Here is a 20106-nt window from a genome sequence, read left to right as displayed (position 1 = left end):
AACGCCTACCCGTCAGTAGGTGCGACGATCGGACGGCATACCAGCGTCACACGGTGAAAGAGGAAGTCGGCCATGGCAACGGCGCCCAGCGTCTCCTACTCGATGACGGTCCGGCTGGAGGTGCCCGCGAGCGGAACCGCGGTCTCCCAGCTCACCGGGGCCGTCGAGTCCCACGGAGGCTCGGTCACCGGCCTCGACGTCACCGCCTCCGGGCACGAGAAGCTCCGTATCGACGTCACCATCGCCGCCACCTCCACCGCCCACGCCGACGAGATCGTCGAGCAGCTGCGCGGCATCGAGGGCGTCACGCTGGGCAAGGTCTCCGACCGTACGTTCCTGATGCACCTCGGCGGCAAGATCGAGATGGCGTCGAAGCACCCGATCCGCAACCGTGACGACCTGTCCATGATCTACACGCCGGGTGTGGCCCGCGTCTGCATGGCGATCGCCGAGAACCCCGAGGACGCCCGCCGCCTCACCATCAAGCGCAACTCCGTTGCGGTCGTGACGGACGGCTCCGCCGTGCTGGGCCTCGGCAACATCGGCCCCAAGGCGGCCCTCCCCGTCATGGAGGGCAAGGCGGCCCTCTTCAAGCGCTTCGCCGGCATCGACGCCTGGCCGATCTGCCTGGACACCCAGGACACCGACGCGATCGTCGAGATCGTCAAGGCCATCGCCCCCGGCTTCGCCGGCATCAACCTGGAGGACATCTCCGCGCCGCGCTGCTTCGAGATCGAGGCGCGGCTGCGTGAGGCCCTCGACATCCCCGTCTTCCACGACGACCAGCACGGCACCGCCATCGTCGTCCTGGCCGCCCTCACCAACGCGCTGCGCGTGGTCGGCAAGGGCATCGGGGACGTGCGGGTCGTCATGTCCGGCGCCGGCGCGGCCGGTACGGCCATCCTCAAGCTGCTGCTCGCCGCGGGCGTGAAGAACGCGGTCGTCGCCGACATCCACGGTGTCGTGCACGCCGGCCGCGAGGACCTCGTGGGCGCCCCCGCCGGCTCCGCGCTGCGCTGGATCGCCGACAACACCAACCCGGAGAACCTCACCGGCACCCTCAAGGAGGCCGTGCGCGGCGCCGACGTCTTCATCGGCGTCTCCGCGCCCAACGTCCTCGACGGCGCCGACGTGGCCGCGATGAGCGAGGACGCGATCGTCTTCGCGCTCGCGAACCCCGACCCCGAGGTGGAGCCGGCGGTCGCCCGCCAGACCGCCGCCGTGGTGGCCACGGGCCGCTCCGACTTCCCCAACCAGATCAACAACGTGCTGGTCTTCCCGGGTGTCTTCCGCGGCCTGCTGGACGCGCAGTCCCGCACGGTCAACACCGACATGATGCTCGCCGCCGCGAAGGCCCTGGCGGACGTCGTGACCGAGGACGAGCTGAACCCGAACTACATCATCCCGAGCGTCTTCAACGACAAGGTCGCCGGCGCGGTGGCCGGCGCGGTCCGCGAGGCCGCGAAGGCGGCATCCCCGAACGCCTGACCCCGCCGCCCGGTCCGGCCCCGTCGGGGCGCCGCGGCGGGCCTGGCCCGGATCGACCGCTCCGCGGCGACCACCCACGCCGACCGAACGCCTGAGCCCGGCCGGACCCTGCCGCCCGCGGCCTCGGTCCGGCCCCGTCGGCGGCGGGCCCGGCCCGGATCGGCCGCTCCGCGGCGACCACCCACGCCGACCGCCCCGACCTACCGGCCGCCCCGACGAGGGCACCCGAACACCGGGGCCCGCGTCCGGGGGCGCCGGTCCGGGCGGGGGCGCGGGGCGGCGGAACGGCGGTGGCCGTGTGATCGCGGCTGCCGTGGCCGTCGGCGCGTCTTCGGCGGTGACCCTCCGGGCGCGGCGGGCTGCAGCTGCCGCGTCCGACCCGGTCCCGTGGCGATGGCGCGGGCGGTCTGTTCGCGGGGTCGGTCGTTGTGCGGGGGCTGTGAGGATCGCCACGGCAGGCTTGGAACCGGCGCGTCGTGGAACCCCGTACACCTGATGGCCATCTATGGTTGGCGGCCGGTCAGGGCGCTTTTCGTGTGACACCCACGGGTGTTCTCACGGCTCCTGCGGGTGCCGGATTGGCTTTCCCGCCGCAGGTAGAGGCAGGATGCGTGTCTGGGCGCGTTGTCCGACGGCGGGACCCGGTCCGGGGACCACCGATGGACCCTGGCAGCATCGGCTTCGCTGTGCCCAACATGCGGCTCCGCCGCGTGGCACGCCTCAACGGCAAGAAGAACACGGGAGTAAGAACATGAACCGCAGTGAGCTGGTGGCCGCGCTGGCCGACCGCGCCGAGGTGACCCGCAAGGACGCCGACGCCGTGCTGGCCGCGTTCGCCGAGGTCGTCGGCGACATCGTCTCCAAGGGCGACGAGAAGGTCACCATCCCCGGCTTCCTGACCTTCGAGCGCACCCACCGTGCCGCTCGCACCGCGCGGAACCCGCAGACCGGCGACCCGATCCAGATCCCGGCCGGCTACAGCGTGAAGGTCTCCGCGGGCAGCAAGCTCAAGGAAGCGGCCAAGGGCAAGTAAGCGCTCCGCTTCGAGCGCCGGGGACCGACGCCGTGGACGGACGCCGTGGACGCCTGAGCGCCGCCGGTGTCCGCCGGTCCGCCGGGACCGGTCGCGCGCTTCCCCGCGCCACCAGGGCAGCGCCCCTTGAGGGGCGCGCCCTCCCACACGCCGAAGGGCGGCCACCCGATCCGGGGTGGCCGCCCTTCGGCGTTGGCACAAGCGCGCTCAGCCGAGCGCCTTGCCCGGCAGCTCCACCTTCGCGCCGAGCTCGATCAGCTTCTCCATGAAGTTCTCGTAGCCGCGGTTGATCAGGTCGATGCCGTGGACCCGGGACGTGCCCTGGGCCGCCAGCGCCGCGATCAGGTACGAGAACCCGCCCCGCAGGTCGGGGATGACCAGGTCGGCGCCCTGGAGCTTGGTGGGGCCGGACACGACCGCGGAGTGCAGGAAGTTGCGCTGCCCGAAGCGGCAGTCGGAGCCGCCGAGGCACTCGCGGTAGAGCTGGATGTGGGCGCCCATCTGGTTCAGCGCCGAGGTGAAGCCCAGCCGCGACTCGTAGACCGTCTCGTGGACGATGGACAGGCCCGTGGCCTGCGTGAGCGCGACGACCAGCGGCTGCTGCCAGTCCGTCTGGAAGCCGGGGTGCACGTCCGTCTCCAGCGCGATGGACTTCAGCTGGCCGCCGGGGTGCCAGAAGCGGATGCCCTCGTCGTCGATCTCGAAGGCGCCGCCCACCTTCCGGTAGGTGTTCAGGAACGTCATCATCGAGCGCTGCTGCGCCCCGCGGACGTAGATGTTGCCCTCGGTCGCCAGCGCGGCGGACGCCCAGGAGGCGGCCTCCAGACGGTCCGACAGGGCGTGGTGGTTGTAGCCGCCGAGCTTGTCCACACCGGTGATGCGGATCGTGCGGTCGGTGTCGATCGCGATGATCGCGCCCATCTTCTGCAGAACGCAGATGAGGTCCTCGATCTCCGGCTCGACGGCCGCGTTGGACAGCTCGGTGACGCCCTCGGCGAGCACCGCCGTCAGCAGCACCTGCTCGGTCGCGCCGACGGACGGGTACGGCAGCCGGATCTTCGTGCCGCGCAGCCGCCGCGGCGCCTCCAGGTACTGGCCGTCCGCCCGCTTCTCGATCTTCGCGCCGAACTGCCGCAGCACCTCGAAGTGGAAGTCGATCGGCCGGCCGCCGATGTCGCAGCCGCCGAGGCCGGGGATGAACGCGTGCCCGAGGCGGTGCAGCAGCGGTCCGCAGAACAGGATCGGGATGCGGCTCGAACCGGCGTGGGCATCGATGTCGGCGACGTTCGCGCTCTCGACATAGGTGGGGTCGAGCACCAGCTCGCCCGGCTCGTCGCCCGGACGGACCGTCACCCCGTGCAGTTGCAGCAGCCCGCGTACGACCCGCACGTCACGGATGTCCGGAACGTTGCGCAGCCGACTCGGCTCACTGCCCAGCAGGGCGGCGACCATGGCCTTCGGTACGAGGTTCTTCGCACCGCGGACACGGATCTCGCCCTCCAGCGGGGTTCCGCCGTGGACAAGCAGGACATCGTCGTTGACGGTCATGTATCTCGCGTTCCGTGGAGTGGGGCAGGGGCCAGAGGAGACAGAGTAATCGCCGCCCACCCCCCTCAAGTAAGCCCGGAGGACACCCGGCACGGTCATAGCTGTGTCACAACACGAACCGTTCCCTATCGGGCACATGGGGTCACCGGCGAGGGGCGTGCGCCGGGGTCGCACCCATGAGCCCTGAGCTGCTCTCACTCCCATGCCCGCATTGCCTCCCCACACGAAGGCAAGATGCGGGATCATGTCTGGCATGACCGAGGTGTCCTCGCTCACAGGGCGGCTGCTCGTGGCAACCCCCGCCCTGGCGGACCCGAACTTCGACCGTGCGGTGGTGCTCCTTCTCGACCACGACGAGGAGGGCTCCCTCGGCGTCGTCCTCAACCGTCCGACGCCGGTGGGGGTGGGCGACATCCTGGAGGGCTGGGCGGACCTGGCCGGCGAACCCGGGGTCGTCTTCCAGGGCGGCCCGGTGTCTCTCGACTCGGCGCTCGGCGTCGCGGTGATCCCCGGCGGCGACGCCGGCGAGGACGCGGACCCGCTCGGCTGGCGCCGGGTGCACGGCGCGATCGGACTGGTCGACCTGGAGACCCCGCCGGAACTGCTCGCCGCGGCCGTCGGCTCCCTGCGGATCTTCGCCGGGTACGCCGGCTGGGGACCCGGTCAGCTGGAGGACGAGCTGGTGGAGGGCGCCTGGTACGTCGTCGAGTCGGAGCCCGGGGACGTCTCCTCCCCGGCCCCCGAGAGACTCTGGCGCGAGGTGCTGCGCCGCCAGCGCAGCGAGCTCGCGATGGTGGCCACGTATCCGGACGACCCTTCGCTCAACTGATGCCTGTGAGCTTCAGTACCCTGGCTGGTATGAGCACTCTTGAGCCCGAGCGCGGGACTGGTACGGGGACCCTCGTCGAGCCGACGCCGCAGGTGTCCCACGGCGACGGTGACCACGAGCGCTTCGCCCACTACGTCCAGAAGGACAAGATCATGGCGAGCGCCCTCGACGGCACGCCCGTCGTGGCGCTGTGCGGCAAGGTGTGGGTGCCCGGCCGCGACCCCAAGAAGTACCCGGTGTGCCCGATGTGCAAGGAGATCTACGACTCCATGGGCTCCGGCGGGGACGACAAGGGCGGCGACGGCAACAAGTAGCCGCGGGCCGGGGGGCAGCGTGATGGAACCGACCGGGCTCGTACCCGCGCCGCGACGCCTGGAGTGGATCGCCCCCGGCTACGAGTGCCTCTTCGACGACACCCGGCTGGAGGCCCGGCCCGGCACCGAGGGCGTCGCCCGCTGGCTGCGGGCGACGCTTGGCGCGGCGGCCGGGCTGTCCCTGCCGGAGGGCACCGAGGACCCCGGTCGCATCGTGCTGGCCATCGATCCGCAGCTGCCGCCGGAGGGCTACCGCGTCCGCATCGGGGAGGGTCCGCGCCTGATCGAGGGCGGCAGCGCGGCCGGTGTCTTCTGGGGCGCGCAGACCTTCCGGCAGCTGCTCGGCCCCGACGCCTTCCGGCGCGCCCCGGTGCGGCCCGGCCAGGACCGGGACCTCCCGCAGGTCGTCATCGAGGACGCCCCCCGCTTCCGCTGGCGCGGCCTCCTCCTGGACGTCGCCCGGCACTTCCTGCCCAAGGACGGCGTCCTGCGCTACCTGGACCTGATGGCGGCGCACAAACTCAACGTCCTGCACCTGCACCTGACGGACGACCAGGGCTGGCGCGTCGAGATCGAGCGGTATCCGCGCCTCACCGAGGTGGGCGGCTGGCGGTCGCGCACCAAATTCGGCCACCGCGCCTCACCCCTGTGGGACGAGCGGCCCCACGGCGGCTTCTACACCCGGGACGACATCCGCGAGATCGTCGCCTACGCCGCCGACCGGCATATCACCGTCGTCCCCGAGATCGACGTACCGGGACATTCGCAGGCCGCCATCGCCGCGTACCCGGAACTCGGCAACACCGACGTCATCGACACCACCGCCCTCTCCGTCTGGGACACCTGGGGGGTCAATCCCAACGTACTGGCCCCCACTGACACCACCCTGCGCTTCTACGAGGGGGTGTTCGAGGAGATCCTGGAACTGTTCCCCTCGCCGTTCGTGCACATCGGCGGCGACGAGTGCCCCAAGGACCAGTGGCGGGCCTCGCCCACCGCACAGGCCCGCATCGAGGAACTGGGGCTCGCTGGCGAGGACGAGCTCCAGTCGTGGTTCATCCGGCACTTCGACTCCTGGCTCGCCGCGCGCGGGCGCCGGCTCATCGGCTGGGACGAGATCCTGGAGGGCGGGCTCGCCCCCGGCGCCGCCGTGTCGTCCTGGCGCGGCTACGCGGGCGGGATCGCCGCCGCGCGCGCCGGCCACGACGTCGTCATGTGCCCCGAGCAGCAGGTCTACTTGGACCACCGGCAGGCCGACGGTGACGGCGAACCCGTGCCCATCGGCTATGTGCGCACCCTGGAGGACGTCTACCGCTTCGAGCCCGTTCCACCGGACCTCACGGCCGACGAGGCCCGCCATGTGCTGGGCACCCAGGCCAACGTGTGGACCGAGGTGATGGAGGACCAGGCGCGCGTGGACTACCAGACCTTCCCCAGGCTGGCCGCCTTCGCGGAGGTGGCGTGGAGCGAACTCCCGTCGCCGGGGGAACGGGACTTCGCGGACTTCGAGCGGCGCATGGCCGCGCACTACGAGCGGCTCGACGCCCTGGGGGTGGCCTATCGCCCGCCCGAGGGGCCGCGGCCCTGGCAGAGACGGCCGGGCGTGGCGGGCCGGCCGCTGGCGGGACCGCCCCCGCACAGGTGACGGAACCCGGGTGGGAAAAACCCCGGCAGGGTCGCTGAAGAGTGGCAATTCGTGCGCACCGGAGATGCCGTACGAAAACGGACCATCTCCCCAGTGAGGTGGGCGAATGCCTCCTAGCGGACCCCCGTCTTCGGGTGTTGCGAAGATGTGCCAGAGTTGCCACGTCCGCCCTGTCAGCACGTACCGTACGGCGCAACAGGTGGGACCAGGTGGGGCAGCGGGAAGGGGCAGCCGGTTTTGACCACGCACGCACCGCAGGCGGGGCAGGCCGTCACGCTGCCCACGACACTCGACGAAGCGGTGGCGGCCCTCGCCGCCATGCCCGCCGCCGTGCCCGTCGCGGGCGGCACCGACCTCATGGCCGCCGTCAACTCCGGCCAGCTCCGGCCCGCCGGACTCGTCGGACTCGGCCGCATCAGCGAGATCCGCGGCTGGCAGTACCAGGACGGCCACGCCCTGCTCGGCGCCGGGCTCACGCACGCGCGCATGGGGCGCCCCGACTTCGCCGCGCTCATCCCGGCGCTCGCCGCGTCCGCGCGCGCCGCCGGTCCGCCGCACATCCGCAACGCGGGCACCCTGGGCGGCAACATCGCCTCGGCGGCCCCCACCGGTGACGCGCTGCCGGTCCTGGCCGCCCTCGAAGCGACCCTGATCATCGCGGGCCCCGGCGGCGCCCGCCGGGAGATCCCCGTCTCGCACCTGCTGGCCGGCATGGAGATGCTGCGCGGCGGCGAACTCATCGGGTACGTGCGCGTACCGCTGCTGCACGCCCCCCAGGTCTTCCTGAAGGCGACCGGCCGGACGGGCCCCGGGCGTGCCGTCGCCTCCGTCGCCCTCGTCCTCGATCCCGCCCGGCGCGGAGTGCGGTGCGCCGTGGGCGCCATAGCGCCCATGCCGCTGCGGCCCCTGGAGGCCGAGCAGTGGGTCGCCCGGCTCATCGACTGGGACAACAACCGCGCGATCGTCCCCGAGGCCCTGAACGCCTTCGGGGAGTACGTCGCCGCGGCGTGCATCCCCGACCCCGAGCCGGGCGTGGACGGCTCCGTGCCGGAGCTGCCGCCCGCCGTACTGCACCTGCGGCGCACCGTCGCCGCGCTGGCCCGACGAGCACTGGGGAGGGCGCTGTCGTGACCGACGAACAGCAGCACGGACAGGGCGGCGCCCCGCAGGGCGGCGGCCGCTGGGACCCCCTGCCCCAGGGCGACTACGACGACGGGGCCACCGCCTTCGTGACCCTGCCCGAGGGCGGCATCGACGCCCTCCTCGCCGGCGACAGCCCGCTCGCCGCGCCCGGCCACGGGTACGTGCCGCCGCAGATAACGGTGGCCCCCGCCGGAAGCGGTGAGACGGACCCCGCGGCCACGGGCACGGGCCAGTGGGCGATCCCGGCGGGCGGCACCCAGTGGCCCGACCCGGCCGCGCCCGCCGCCGACGACCGCTTCACGTACAACCCCGGCGCGACCGGCCAGTGGACCTTCGAGGAGCCCGCCGCGGCCCCCGCCCCCGGTCATGACGTGACCGGCCAGTGGTCGATCCCCGTCGCCGGGGGCGACCTCCCGGACGAATCGGGCGAGTTCACCACGTCGTCCCTGGTGGAGCAGTGGGGCGGCACCCCACCGGCGACCCTCCCGGGCGGCGCGCCCGCCCCCTGGGCGACGGAGACCTCCGGCGGATCGTGGGCGCAGGAGAGGGCCGAGCGGCCCGGCGCCGACGGAGTTGACCGCGGGGGCGTGGACGACCGCACCGGGGACCACGGGGCCGTGGGCGAGCACGCCGGTCGGTACGGCGCGGCGCCGGCGCACCCGGGGGAGACCGGGCACACGCGCGTGCCGCACGACACCGGCGCGCACACCGATGCCCCGCACGAGCCGGCCGGTGACACGGGCCCGCGTGACGCCGGCTCGGGCGAGGGGGCCTCAGCCGCGGGCGGGCCGCACTCCGCCGCGTCCGCCTCGTCAGAGGCGTCCGCCGTCCCCACCGAGCCCTCCTACGAGCCCGCCCCGGGCGCCGTGGAGGCCGTACAGCACGCTTCCGGGGCCCCCGAGGGCCCCGGGCACCCCGACGGCTCCCGTGGCCCGCGTGAGGCCGCCGGGGGCGTCGAGGGCGTCGAGGCGGAGGCGGCAGCCGTGACCGCCGACGCCGCCGGTCCGGACGGAACCGACGGCGCGGACGCCGCCTCCCCGGAGGCCGCAGCCCCGGCCGAGCCCCCCGCCCCGCTCCCCGACGAACACCCCCTCGCCTCCTACGTCCTGCGCGTCAACGGGTCCGACCGGCCCGTCACCGACGCGTGGATCGGCGAGTCGCTGCTCTACGTCCTGCGGGAGCGGCTCGGACTCGCCGGCGCCAAGGACGGCTGCTCGCAGGGCGAGTGCGGGGCGTGCAACGTCCAGGTCGACGGCAGGCTGGTCGCCTCCTGCCTGGTCCCGGCCGTCACCACGGCCGGCAGCGAGGTCCGTACCGTCGAGGGCCTCGCCGTCGACGGGCAGTCGTCGGACGTGCAGCGCGCCCTCGCCCGATGCGGCGCCGTGCAGTGCGGCTTCTGCGTGCCGGGCATGGCGATGACCGTGCACGACCTGCTGGAGGGCAACCCGGCGCCGACCGAGCTGGAGACCCGCCAGGCGCTGTGCGGCAACCTGTGCCGCTGCTCCGGCTACCGGGGCGTCGTACGGGCCGTCCAGGAGGTCGTGGCGGAGCGCGAGGCGCACGCGGCGGCCGGCGACGAGTCCGGAGCGGACGACGACGAGGCGCGGATCCCCCACCAGGCGGGCCCCGGGGCCGGCGGAATCCACCGGTCCGCGTTCGAGGCCCCGGGTGCCATGGCACCCCGCGACCATTCGCACGACCAGCACAACCAGGCGTACGGACCGCAGGACGGAGGCCAGGCGTGAGCAACGAAGCCGCCACCGCGACGACCGCCGCGGAGGCCGCGCCGGCCCCCGAGCCGATCCCGCACGGGCTCGGTTCCTCCCTGCCGCCGGCCGACGCCCGCGCCAAGACGGAGGGCACCTTCCCGTACGCGGCGGACCTGTGGGCCGAGGGCCTGCTGTGGGCGGCGGTGCTGCGCTCGCCGCACCCGCACGCGCGCATCGTGTCGATCGACACGACCCACGCGCGCGAGATGCCCGGTGTGCGGGCCGTCATCACGCACGAGGACGTTCCCGGCAGCCCCCTGCACGGGCGCGGCACGGCCGACCGTCCCGTCTTCGCCTCCGACGTCGTCCGCCACCACGGCGAGCCCATCGCCGCCGTGGCCGCCGACCACCCGGACACCGCGCGCATGGCGGCGGCCGCCGTGATCGTCGAGTACGAGGTCCTCGACCCGGTCACCGACCCCGAGCAGGCGTTCGAGGCCGAGCCGCTGCACCCCGACGGCAATCTGATCCGGCACATCCCGCTGCGCCACGGCGACCCGGACGCGTCCGGCGAGATCGTCGTCGAGGGCCTGTACCGCATCGGCCGCCAGGACCCCGCCCCCATCGGCGCGGAGGCCGGCCTCGCCGTGCCCCGACCGGACGGCGGCGTCGAGCTCTACCTGGCCTCCACCGACCCGCACACCGACCGTGACACGGCCGCCGCGGTCTACGGCCTGACCCCCGAAAGGGTGAAGATCGTCGTCACCGGCGTTCCGGGCGCGACGGCGGACCGCGAGGACCAGGGCTTCCAACTCCCGCTGGGTCTCCTGGCGCTGAAGACCGGCTGCCCGGTGAAGCTGACGGCGACCCGCGAGGAGTCCTTCCTCGGTCACGCCCACCGCCACCCGACCCTGCTGCGCTACCGCCACCACGCCGACACCGAGGGCAAGCTGGTGAAGGTCGAGGCGCAGGTCCTGCTGGACGCGGGCGCGTACGCCGACACCTCCTCGGAGGCGCTGGCCGCCGCGGTCTCCTTCGCCTGCGGCCCCTACGTCGTGCCGAACGCCTTCATCGAGGGCTGGGCCGTACGCACCAACAACCCGCCCTCCGGCCATGTGCGCGGCGAGGGCGCCCTCCAGGTGTGCGCCGCCTACGAGGCGCAGATGGACAAGCTGGCGAAGAAACTCGCCCTGGACCCGGCCGAGTTGCGGCTGCGCAACGCGCTCGCGACGGGTGACGTGCTGCCGACCGGCCAGACGGTGACCTGCCCGGCGCCGGTCGCGGAACTGCTCCAGGCCGTACGGGACTTCCCCCTGCCGCCGCTGCCCAAGGACACGCCCGAGGAGGAGTGGCTGCTGCCCGGTGGCCCCGAGGGCGCGGGCGAACCGGGCGCGGTGCGCCGCGGCGTGGGCTACGGCCTGGGCATGGTGCACATGCTGGGCGCGGAGGGCGCGGACGAGGTCTCCACCGCCACGGTGAAGGTCCAGGACGGGATCGCGACCGTGCTCTGCGCGGCCGTCGAGACCGGTCAGGGCTTCACGACGCTGGCCCGTCAGATCGTCCAGGAGACCCTCGGCGTCGACGAGGTCCACGTGGCCCCGGTGGACACCGACCAGCCCCCGGCGGGCGCGGGCTGCCGGGGCCGGCACACCTGGGTCTCGGGCGGCGCGGTGGAACGCGCGGCGAAGATGGTCCGCACCCAACTCCTCCAGCCGCTCGCGCACAAGTTCGGCATGTCGACCGAGCTGCTCCAGATCACCGACGGCAAGATCACCTCGTACGACGGCGTCCTGTCGACCACCGTCGCCGAGGAGATGCACGGCAAGGAGCTGTGGGCGACGGCCCAGTGCCGCCCGCACCCGACGGAGCCGCTGAACGAGGCGGGGCAGGGCGACGCCTTCGTGGGCATGGCCTTCTGCGCGATCCGCGCGGTGGTGGACGTCGACATCGAGCTGGGCTCGGTCCGGGTGGTGGAGCTGGCGGTCGCCCAGGACGTGGGCCGGGTGCTCAACCCCGCGCAGCTGGAGGCCCGGATCGAGGCGGGCGTCACCCAGGGCCTGGGCATCGCGCTCACCGAGAACCTGCGTACGGCACGCGGCGTGGTCCGCCATCCCGATCTGACGGGTTACGCCCTGCCGACGGCCCTGGACGCGCCGGACATCCGGATCGTGAAGCTGGTGGAGGAGCGGGACGTTGTGGCGCCCTTCGGCGCGAAGGCGGTCAGCGCGGTGCCGGTGGTGACCTCGCCGGCGGCCATCGCCTCCGCCGTACGGGCCGCGACGGGACGCCCGGTCAACCGACTCCCGATCCGCCCGCAGGCGGCGGTGGTGACGGACCGATGAACGACCCCGAGCGCTACGAACCACCGCCCGGCGTCGGCAAACTGGCGCTGTGGATCGCCCTGTTCGCACTGGCGGCGCTCGCGGTGGTGCTCGGGGGCGTGTACTTCACCTGAGGTGTGCGCGACGCGAGGGGTGTCGCGGGGCGTTTCCGCAGGTGGCGGGGGGTTGTCAGTGGTGCGGCGTAGTGTTCTGGGTGTGGGGCGGGCCGCCGCTGCGGCGGCCGACGGGACGCCCTGCCCGTAAGGGGAACCACCCGCCTTGAGGGGCGACTTCACGCACACGGGGGGACGATGAGCGCGATCGACGCCGCGCGTACCGAGGTGATCACCCTCACCGAGGACGCCCTGGACCCGTATGTCACCCACGGCCCGACGCGGCGCTGGCTGACCGGCCCCGGACTGCCGGGCGTGGGCGGCCTGGTGACCTTCGAGGCGCTGCGGGCGGAGGGGCTGCGCACGGTCGCGGACTCGACGGGCGACTCCCCGGACCACCGCCTGCCGGCGGAGCTGCGCGACCAGCTGGTGATAGGCGGACTGCTGGGCGCGGCGGGCCTCGAGACCGAGTCGGTGCTGCTGGACGGTGCGACGGGCGAGGTCACGACGACGTACTTCCTCCACGACCGCCCGGACCTGATGGACCGCCGCCCCCTCGCGCCCTCGCTGGAGAAGCTGGTGCGCTTCGCGACGGCGGCGGACGAACTGGCGGCGCTGCGCGGCCAGTTCGCGGCGTACGCGGGCCGCTTCGGCCCGGAGGCGGTGGCCCAGGCGTCGGCGCAGCTGCTCTCGCTCTACGAGGCGGGGACGGGCGGCGAGGTCCCCCCGTTCTGGCGCCTGGCCGCGGTGATCCGCCCGCTGTCCCTGATGGCGGGCCCCGGCACCCACTCCGAACTGGCCCTGGACCTCCCGCCGCGCCTCCTGGACGAGGAGTTCGGCACGCGCGCGATCGTCCGCTTCGAGGAGGTCGACTTCCCGACCGCGCTGACGCACGAGCCGACGTGCCGCTTCCTGAGGGAGGTGGGCCTGCCGGAGGAGTGCGTGTGGTTCACGCTGGACACGGACGAGCCGCTGGAGAGACTGGAGGCGGAACCGGCAGGGAGCGTCGGCCCGTTGATCCGCCTGGGCCACCTCCTGGAGGACACGCTCCTGCTGGTGGACGGAGCGACGGGCGCGGTCCTCTCCTGGAGCGAACCGGACGCGATCCCGCGCCCGCTGAACGCGGACGTGTCCACGCTGGCGTTCACCCTGTGGCTGGTCCACCGGGAGCGCTCGCTGGACGCGATCCACGACCTGACCGAGGCCTACGACCAGCTGTCCGACACGATGACCCGCACCCTGGCCGCGGTGGACCCCAGAGCCTGCGACCCCACCCCGGCGACCCCGACGGACGACGGCTGGCGCTACTGGCCGGAGGTCTTCGCGGACGAGGCGGGCGGAGGGCTGTACGCGTAGCCCTCACCGACGGGGCCGGCCCAGCCGGTCCAGCCAATGGCGTGAGCGGGTGACCAGGACGTCGAGGGATTCGTCCCGTGCGGACGGCACCGCGGCGATGTAGCCGCGGAGCGCGGAAGCCAGTCGGCTCCGCTGTCCCGGGTCGGTGAAGCGCAGGGTCGGATCCCCGACGACCCACTCCATCATCGACATGATGTTCTCCACCTCGTGGGTCACAAAGCGATTCCCGCCGTGGTTCAGGACATACATGAGCTGACGAAAGAGCTGCTGCCCGACGGCCTGCCCGTAGAGCTCCCACTCCCGCTTCACCGACCGCGCGGGAGGCGCGTCGACGGGCCCCCGCATCGCCGCCAGCGCGGCGACTCCGGCGCTGCGGGCCTGACTTCCGCCCTCCATGTGGGACAGGGCGGCCACGACGAGATCCACCGACCTCTGCCGCCGGCTGACGAACACGGCGAGAAACGAGGTGATGACCGCGGCGAGCGCACCCGCCGCCGCACCGATCAACGCGGCACTCACTTCAGGCTCCATCCGACCCATACTGGGCCAGACGACAAGAGGCCGTGGCGGGAATTGAACCCACGTAACTCGCTTTGCAGGCGAGCCCCTGAACCACTCGGGCACACGGCCGCGTCGGTGAGGGGCCGTGGGGCCCCGTTCCGAACTCGGTGAGACGACCGTACGGCCCGACGAAGCCCGGCCTCAATGCTTCCGGGCGCGCTGCAACGGCACTGCCATACCGCGTTCACAAAGGGGACCAGGTCGGGGATCTACGACCAAGGTCGCAGGTGGGGCGGGGCTTTTGACAGGGGTCAAGGTGGGGGACGGGGCTTACTCTGAGGCCCATGACCGTGGTTGAGCCGCAGGGCGTCGGTGTCGTGGGTGACGTCGGGGAGTCCCGTGAGGGTGTGTTGGGGTGGGGGTATCGGGCGCTCACCGTCGGGATCGTCTCCGTCGTGCTGCTGATCGCCTTCGAGGCGACGGCCGTGGGGACGGCCATGCCGGTCGCGGCACGGGAGTTGGACGGGGTGTCGGTGTACGCGTTCGCGTTCTCCGGGTACTTCACCACCAGCCTGTCCGGAATGGTGCTCGCCGGGCAGTGGGCCGACCGCCGGGGCCCGCTCGGGGCGCTCACCAGCGGGATCGGGGCCTTCGCGGCCGGGCTGCTGCTGTGCGGGACCGCCGGGGTCATGTGGGTGTTCATCCTCGGGCGCGCCGTGCAGGGGCTCGGCGGCGGGCTGGTCATCGTCGCGCTGTACGTCGTCGTAGGACGCGCCTATCCGGAGCGGCTGCGGCCGTCCATCATGGCGGCCTTCGCCGCGTGCTGGGTCGTGCCGTCGGTCGTCGGGCCGCTGGCCGCCGGCGCCGTCACCGAACACCTCGGCTGGCGTTGGGTGTTCATCGGGATACCCGTCCTGGTCGTCTTCCCGCTGGCCCTCGCCCTGCCGCAGATACGCCGACGGGCCGCCGGAGCCGTGGGCGGCAGGCACGACGCCGGGGTCGGTGAGGACGGCTCCGGCTCCTTCGGGCGGCGTCGGATACGGCTCGCCCTCGCCGTCTCCCTCGGCGCGGGGCTGCTCCAGTACGCCGCCCAGGAGCCGCGGCCCCTCTCCCTCCTGCCCGGCGTCCTCGGCGGCGCGCTGCTCGTGCCGGCCGTGCTGGGGCTGCTGCCCCGCGGCACCTGCCGGGCCGCCCGCGGGCTGCCGTCCGTCGTGCTGCTGCGCGGGCTGGCCGCCGGTTCCTTCATCGCCGCCGAGTCCTTCGTACCGCTCATGCTGGTCACCGAGCGGGGGCTCACGCCGACCCTCGCCGGATTCTCGCTGGCCGCGAGCGGGGCGACCTGGGCGCTCGGGTCCTGGGTGCAGTCCCGGCCGCGCGTGGCGCCGTACCGGGAGCGGCTCATGGTGTTCGGCATGGTGCTCACCGCCGCCGCCATCGCCGCCGCGCCGAGTGTGCTGATCCACTCCGTGCCGGCCTGGACGGTGGCCGTCGCCTGGGCGTTCGGCTGCTTCGGGATGGGGCTGGTGATCTCCTCCACCAGCGTGCTCCTGCTGCGGCTGTCCGCCCCCGAGGAGGCCGGCGCCAACTCCGCCGCCCTCCAGATCTCCGACGGGCTGTGCAACGCCCTCCTCCTGGCCGGGGGCGGCGCCGCCTTCGCGGCCCTGGGCGGCGGCGCGGTGAGCCACCCGGCGACGGGGACGTCCGGCTCGCATCCGGCGGCGTTCGCGGCCGTGTTCCTGCCGATGGCGGGGGTGGCCCTCCTCGGATCCTGGGTGGCGACGCGACTGCGCGAGCGGTGAGCCGTAAAGCACTCGCCGCGACCCTGCTCGGGGTCCATGGGGTCGATCTGGGCGGGTGCGATCAGGAGGTGGCGTATGCGCTGGTCATCGATGTGGCGGCGGGGCGGGAGGCGGACGTCGGGGTGATCGCCGGGCGTCTGCGGGGGCTGTGATGTGGGTCCCACCCGGGGGCGACCGGACCGCGTCCGCACGGTGACAGGGGCGGGCCGCCGGTAGGGTGGCCCGGTTGTCATACGTAGCCGAACCGCCCGACCGTCCCCCACTTCCAGCTCGCCCTCCGAGTCGCCCGACCACCCCTTCCGGAGACCGTGACTACCACCGCCGCTTCTCACCACCTGTCACCCGCCTTCCCCGGCCGCGCCCCCTGGGGCACCGCCAGCAAGCTGCGTGCCTGGCAGCAGGGGGCGATGGAGAAATACATCCGGGAGCAGCCGCGCGACTTCCTCGCCGTCGCGACCCCCGGCGCCGGTAAGACGACCTTCGCGCTGACCCTCGCCTCCTGGCTGCTGCACCACCATGTCGTGCAGCAGGTGACCGTGGTCGCGCCCACGGAGCATCTGAAGAAGCAGTGGGCGGAGGCCGCGGCCCGGATAGGGATCAAGCTCGATCCCGAGTACAGCGCCGGACCGCTCAGCAAGGAGTACCACGGCGTCGCCGTCACCTACGCGGGCGTCGGCGTACGGCCCATGCTGCACCGCAACCGCAGCGAACAGCGCAAGACGCTGGTCATCCTCGACGAGATCCACCACGCCGGTGACTCCAAGTCCTGGGGCGAGGCGTGCCTGGAGGCCTTCGAGCCGGCCACGCGCCGGCTCGCGCTCACCGGTACGCCCTTCCGCTCCGACACCAACCCCATCCCCTTCGTGACGTACGAGGAGGACAACGCCGGCATCCGGCGGTCCGCCGCCGACTACACCTACGGGTACGGCAACGCCCTCGCCGACCACGTCGTCCGGCCGGTCATCTTCCTCTCCTACAGCGGCAACATGCGCTGGCGCACCAAGGCCGGCGACGAGATCGCCGCACGGCTCGGCGAGCCGATGACCAAGGACGCGATCAGCCAGGCCTGGCGCACCGCCCTCGATCCGCGCGGCGAGTGGATGCCGAGCGTGCTGCGCGCCGCCGACCAGCGCCTCACCGAGGTCCGCAAGGGCATCCCGGACGCCGGTGCGCTGGTCATCGCCTCCGACCAGGACTCCGCGCGCGCGTACGCCAAGCTGATCCGCGAGATCACCGGCACCAAGGCGACCCTCGTCCTGTCCGACGACGCCGGCGCGTCCAAGCGGATCGACGAGTTCAGCCAGAGCAACGACCGGTGGATGGTCGCCGTGCGGATGGTGTCCGAGGGCGTCGACGTGCCCCGGCTCGCCGTCGGGGTCTACGCCACCACCATCTCCACGCCCCTCTTCTTCGCCCAGGCCGTCGGCCGTTTCGTACGGTCGCGCCGCCGCGGCGAGACGGCCTCCGTCTTCCTGCCCACCGTCCCCGATCTCCTCACCTTCGCCAACGAGATGGAGGTGGAACGGGACCACGCCCTCGACAAGCCGAAGAAGGAGGGCGAGGAGGACCCGTACGCCGAGTCCGAGAAGGAGATGGAGGAGGCGAACAAGGAGCAGGACGAGGACACCGGCGAGCAGGAGCAGTTCTCCTTCGAGGCGCTGGAGTCCGAGGCCGTCTTCGACCGGGTGCTGTACGACGGCGCCGAGTTCGGTATGCAGGCGCACCCGGGGAGCGAGGAGGAGCAGGACTACCTCGGGATTCCGGGACTGCTGGAGCCCGACCAGGTGCAGCTGCTGCTGCAGAAGCGGCAGGCCAAGCAGATCGCGCACAGCCGCAAGAAGCCGGACGCGGAGGCCGACCTGCTGGAGCTGCCCGCCGAGCGGCGGCCGGTGGTCTCGCACAAGGAGCTGATGGAGCTGCGCAAGCAGCTCAACACGATGGTCAGCGCCTACGTCCATCAGAGCGGCAAGCCGCACGGGGTGATCCACACCGAACTGCGCCGGGTGTGCGGCGGGCCGCCGAGCGCCGAGGCGACGGCGGGGCAGCTGCGCCAGCGCATCGCCAAGGTGCGCGAGTGGGCGACGCGGATGAAGTGAGGTCGCGCACCGCGGGGTGAGGCGTTCGATCGCACGCTGTACGTATCGGGACAAATGCAGGTAGTCCATACCGGCCACTGACCGGATTCTGGACGGAGCCTTCCGCTCAGCGAACCGGTGCCGCTACTGTCCCGCTACGCACACGCCCCGTGGCAGTGCCGCCGCGGAGCGCAGCCGTGATAGCGACTGTTGTCCGGGAAGAACCCGGGCTGTCACCGATCGGCGGCCTCTGAAGCGCGTCAGGGACGGGACTCTGTGACGCAACCGCCGAGAGGGGGACCGCCGGCCTGACCACCGGAGGAGTGGGCGTCGTGACCGCGGAGACCTCTCAGACGCTCGACCGAGGACTGCGGGTCCTCAAGCTGCTGGCCGACACGGACCACGGACTGACCGTCACCGAGCTTTCCCACAAACTGGGCGTGAACCGGACCGTGGTGTACCGGTTGCTCGCCACGCTGGAACAGCATGCCCTCGTACGGCGTGATCTGGGCGGGCGTGCCCGGGTCGGGCTGGGGGTGCTGAGGCTGGGGCGGCAGGTGCATCCGCTGGTGCGGGAGGCCGCGCTGCCCGCGCTGCGGTCGCTGGCCGAGGACATCGGGGCGACCGCGCATCTGACGTTGGTGGACGGGGCGGACGCGTTGGCCGTCGCCGTGGTCGAGCCGACGTGGACGGACTATCACGTGGCGTACCGGGCCGGGTTCCGGCATCCGCTGGACCGGGGGGCCGCCGGCAAGGCGATCCTCGCCGCTCGGCAGCAGCCGTCGGGGGAGCCGGGGTACACCTTGACGCACGGTGAGCTGGAGGCGGGGGCGAGCGGGGCCGCGGCGCCGCTGCTGGGGGTGACCGGTGTCGAGGGCAGCGTGGGCGTGGTGATGCTGGCGGACGCGGTGCCGGAGCGGGTGGGGCCGAGGGTGATGGACGCGGCGAGGGAGGTCGCGGAGGCACTCCGCTGAGTGCCGCCGACGGGGTGGGCTAGCCGGGGGTGGGTCGCGCAACCCGGCGTGACGGGGTGCCGCCGCGCCCACCCGTGCCGCCCCAGCGGCACGACTGCCCGCGGCTACGTTTCGGCGGCGAGGAAAGGGGCGCGGGGAACTGCGCGAGCGGCCACCGACCGCCCGCACGGGCCGGCGGCCCGCTGTCGCGATAGGGGCGCGGGGAACTGCGCAAAGCGGTCGGCCGTCACCCCCGCTCCGGCGACCACGTACATTGACCCCGTGCTGTCACGCCTCACTCGCCCCAAGGCCCTCGCCCTCTGCGCCGCCCCCCTCCTCGCGCTGCTCGCCACCGCGGCCTTCGCTCCGCTGCCCTTCTCCATCGCGCAGCCGGGGATGACCGCCAATGTGCTCGGGGCGAACAAGGGCGCCGCGGTGATCAGCATCTCCGGGGCGCCGGTCAGGGAGACCCGTGGGCAGTTGCGGATGACGACCATCGAGGCCACGAACCCGGACACCCGGATCTCCCTGGGCGATGTGATCGACGGCTGGTTCCGTACGGACCGCGCCGTCATGCCCCGCGACTCGGTCTACCCCAGCGGGGAGAGCGTCAAGGAGATCGAGGAGCACAACACCGAGCAGATGAAGGAGTCCCAGGACGCGGCCACCGAGGCCGCCCTGAAGTATCTGAAGCTCAGCGACGACGACGTCAAGGTCACCCTGAAGCTCGCCGACGTCGGCGGCCCCAGCGCCGGTCTCCTCTTCTCCCTCGGCATCATCGACAAGCTCGACGGCGACGGCGCCGGAGGCGATCTGACCGGCGGCCGTACGATCGCCGGTACCGGCACCATCGACGCGGACGGCACGGTCGGCGCGGTCGGCGGCGTCGCCCTGAAGACGCAGGCCGCCCACCGCGACGGCGCGACCGTCTTCCTGGTCCCCAAGGACGAGTGCTCCGACGCGAAGGGCGAGCTGCCCCAGGGTCTGCGCCTGGTTCCGGTGACCTCCCTCAAGGGCGCGGTGAACGCCCTCAAGGCCCTGGAGACGGGGAAGGGCTCCGTGCCCCATTGCTAATGCGCGGCCGCCGTCCCCGGCGTGGCCAGCCGCAGCCCCACTTCCACGAGCGTCCAGCCGACCCTCGTACGAAGGTCACGGGCGGGCCCGGTTGGCGGGACGGCGACCGAGGCGGCGACGGCGTACGCCTCGGCCTGCGCGTGGAGTTCCGCGGCGCGGGCGTGGTGCAGGGCGAGATGGGTCTCGGGATGCATCGGGCGGAGCC

Annotated in this window: 17 protein-coding genes and 1 tRNA gene; 14 read left to right on the top strand and 4 right to left on the bottom strand. The window is 73.0% G+C overall.

Annotated features, from left to right (window positions below; genetic code table 11):
• Positions 1 to 72: 72 nt before the first annotated feature.
• Together ACZ5NW_RS33550 and ACZ5NW_RS33545 are read left to right on the top strand one after the other, a co-directional pair.
• Positions 73 to 1488, top strand: a complete 1416-nt coding sequence (locus ACZ5NW_RS33550; RefSeq protein WP_468747780.1) for an NAD-dependent malic enzyme — start codon at positions 73 to 75, stop codon at positions 1486 to 1488.
• Positions 1489 to 2239: 751 nt separating this feature from the next.
• The gene (locus ACZ5NW_RS33545) at positions 2240 to 2521 is read left to right on the top strand and encodes an HU family DNA-binding protein (RefSeq protein WP_004000874.1); all 282 of its coding nucleotides are present in this window, start codon (positions 2240 to 2242) and stop codon (positions 2519 to 2521) included.
• A 207-nt stretch (positions 2522 to 2728) separates the two neighbouring features.
• On the opposite strand, the gene murA is transcribed toward ACZ5NW_RS33545, so the two are convergent.
• Complete coding sequence (murA, locus tag ACZ5NW_RS33540; protein WP_468747779.1) at positions 2729 to 4069, bottom strand: UDP-N-acetylglucosamine 1-carboxyvinyltransferase; 1341 nt, start codon at positions 4067 to 4069, stop codon at positions 2729 to 2731.
• 253 nt (positions 4070 to 4322) lie between these two features.
• Between murA and ACZ5NW_RS33535 the strand changes: the two genes are divergently transcribed.
• From ACZ5NW_RS33535 to ACZ5NW_RS33505, 7 genes are all read left to right on the top strand, one after another.
• On the top strand, positions 4323 to 4898 hold the full coding sequence (locus ACZ5NW_RS33535; protein WP_468747778.1) for a YqgE/AlgH family protein: 576 nt from the start codon (positions 4323 to 4325) through the stop codon (positions 4896 to 4898).
• A gap of 29 nt (positions 4899 to 4927) precedes the next feature.
• Positions 4928 to 5212 carry a DUF3039 domain-containing protein gene (locus tag ACZ5NW_RS33530; RefSeq protein ID WP_468747777.1) on the top strand — a complete coding sequence of 95 codons (285 nt, stop codon included), beginning with the start codon at positions 4928 to 4930 and terminating at the stop codon, positions 5210 to 5212.
• A gap of 22 nt (positions 5213 to 5234) precedes the next feature.
• On the top strand, positions 5235 to 6857 hold the full coding sequence (locus ACZ5NW_RS33525) for a beta-N-acetylhexosaminidase (protein ID WP_468747776.1): 1623 nt from the start codon (positions 5235 to 5237) through the stop codon (positions 6855 to 6857).
• Between the two features lie 237 nt (positions 6858 to 7094).
• The gene (locus tag ACZ5NW_RS33520; RefSeq protein ID WP_468747775.1) at positions 7095 to 7988 is read left to right on the top strand and encodes an FAD binding domain-containing protein; all 894 of its coding nucleotides are present in this window, start codon (positions 7095 to 7097) and stop codon (positions 7986 to 7988) included.
• Positions 7985 to 9745 carry a (2Fe-2S)-binding protein gene (locus ACZ5NW_RS33515; RefSeq protein WP_468747774.1) on the top strand — a complete coding sequence of 587 codons (1761 nt, stop codon included), beginning with the start codon at positions 7985 to 7987 and terminating at the stop codon, positions 9743 to 9745. The genes ACZ5NW_RS33520 and ACZ5NW_RS33515 overlap by 4 nt, the downstream gene beginning before the upstream one ends.
• Positions 9742 to 12051 (top strand): xanthine dehydrogenase family protein molybdopterin-binding subunit, encoded by a 2310-nt coding sequence (locus ACZ5NW_RS33510; protein WP_468747773.1) that lies wholly within the window; start codon positions 9742 to 9744, stop codon positions 12049 to 12051. Before ACZ5NW_RS33515 ends, ACZ5NW_RS33510 begins: the two co-directional genes overlap by 4 nt.
• Positions 12052 to 12341: 290 nt before the next feature.
• Complete coding sequence (locus tag ACZ5NW_RS33505) at positions 12342 to 13499, top strand: SUKH-4 family immunity protein (protein ID WP_468747772.1); 1158 nt, start codon at positions 12342 to 12344, stop codon at positions 13497 to 13499.
• A gap of 3 nt (positions 13500 to 13502) precedes the next feature.
• Here the strand turns inward: ACZ5NW_RS33505 and ACZ5NW_RS33500 are convergent, their stop codons facing one another.
• A complete protein-coding gene (locus tag ACZ5NW_RS33500) occupies positions 13503 to 14018 on the bottom strand; it encodes a hypothetical protein (protein WP_468747771.1) in 516 nt (171 codons plus the stop codon).
• 39 nt (positions 14019 to 14057) lie between these two features.
• A tRNA-Cys gene (locus ACZ5NW_RS33495) sits at positions 14058 to 14129 on the bottom strand.
• A 215-nt stretch (positions 14130 to 14344) separates the two neighbouring features.
• Between ACZ5NW_RS33495 and ACZ5NW_RS33490 the strand changes: the two genes are divergently transcribed.
• From ACZ5NW_RS33490 to ACZ5NW_RS33470, 5 genes are all read left to right on the top strand, one after another.
• Positions 14345 to 15799: an MFS transporter gene (locus ACZ5NW_RS33490; protein WP_468747770.1), complete on the top strand. Its 1455-nt coding sequence runs from the start codon at positions 14345 to 14347 to the stop codon at positions 15797 to 15799.
• Positions 15796 to 15951 carry a hypothetical protein gene (locus ACZ5NW_RS33485; protein ID WP_468747769.1) on the top strand — a complete coding sequence of 52 codons (156 nt, stop codon included), beginning with the start codon at positions 15796 to 15798 and terminating at the stop codon, positions 15949 to 15951. The genes ACZ5NW_RS33490 and ACZ5NW_RS33485 overlap by 4 nt, the downstream gene beginning before the upstream one ends.
• Positions 15952 to 16107: 156 nt before the next feature.
• Positions 16108 to 17895 (top strand): DEAD/DEAH box helicase, encoded by a 1788-nt coding sequence (locus ACZ5NW_RS33480; protein ID WP_468747768.1) that lies wholly within the window; start codon positions 16108 to 16110, stop codon positions 17893 to 17895.
• A gap of 311 nt (positions 17896 to 18206) precedes the next feature.
• A complete protein-coding gene (locus tag ACZ5NW_RS33475; RefSeq protein ID WP_468747767.1) occupies positions 18207 to 18848 on the top strand; it encodes an IclR family transcriptional regulator in 642 nt (213 codons plus the stop codon).
• Positions 18849 to 19109: 261 nt separating this feature from the next.
• A complete protein-coding gene (locus tag ACZ5NW_RS33470; RefSeq protein ID WP_468747766.1) occupies positions 19110 to 19901 on the top strand; it encodes a S16 family serine protease in 792 nt (263 codons plus the stop codon).
• On the opposite strand, the gene ACZ5NW_RS33465 is transcribed toward ACZ5NW_RS33470, so the two are convergent.
• Positions 19898 to 20095, bottom strand: a complete 198-nt coding sequence (locus ACZ5NW_RS33465; RefSeq protein WP_468747765.1) for a hypothetical protein — start codon at positions 20093 to 20095, stop codon at positions 19898 to 19900. The two genes, ACZ5NW_RS33470 and ACZ5NW_RS33465, sit on opposite strands and share 4 nt — an antisense overlap.
• Positions 20096 to 20106: the final 11 nt, after the last annotated feature.

The sequence above is a fragment of the Streptomyces sp. NPDC032126 genome, from assembly GCF_055580085.1.
This window is presented reverse-complemented; position numbering and strand designations above follow the sequence as displayed.

What these genes read in the sequence shown, in the direction of transcription:
- ACZ5NW_RS33550 (WP_468747780.1), top strand. Translation starts at nt 73, where the DNA reads ATGGCAACGGCGCCCAGCGTCTCCTACTCGATGACGGTCCGGCTGGAG.
- ACZ5NW_RS33545 (WP_004000874.1), top strand. Translation starts at nt 2,240, where the DNA reads ATGAACCGCAGTGAGCTGGTGGCCGCGCTGGCCGACCGCGCCGAGGTG.
- murA (WP_468747779.1), bottom strand. Translation starts at nt 4,069, where the DNA reads ATGACCGTCAACGACGATGTCCTGCTTGTCCACGGCGGAACCCCGCTG.
- ACZ5NW_RS33535 (WP_468747778.1), top strand. Translation starts at nt 4,323, where the DNA reads ATGACCGAGGTGTCCTCGCTCACAGGGCGGCTGCTCGTGGCAACCCCC.
- ACZ5NW_RS33530 (WP_468747777.1), top strand. Translation starts at nt 4,928, where the DNA reads ATGAGCACTCTTGAGCCCGAGCGCGGGACTGGTACGGGGACCCTCGTC.
- ACZ5NW_RS33525 (WP_468747776.1), top strand. Translation starts at nt 5,235, where the DNA reads ATGGAACCGACCGGGCTCGTACCCGCGCCGCGACGCCTGGAGTGGATC.
- ACZ5NW_RS33505 (WP_468747772.1), top strand. Translation starts at nt 12,342, where the DNA reads ATGAGCGCGATCGACGCCGCGCGTACCGAGGTGATCACCCTCACCGAG.
- ACZ5NW_RS33490 (WP_468747770.1), top strand. Translation starts at nt 14,345, where the DNA reads ATGACCGTGGTTGAGCCGCAGGGCGTCGGTGTCGTGGGTGACGTCGGG.
- ACZ5NW_RS33465 (WP_468747765.1), bottom strand. Translation starts at nt 20,095, where the DNA reads ATGCATCCCGAGACCCATCTCGCCCTGCACCACGCCCGCGCCGCGGAA.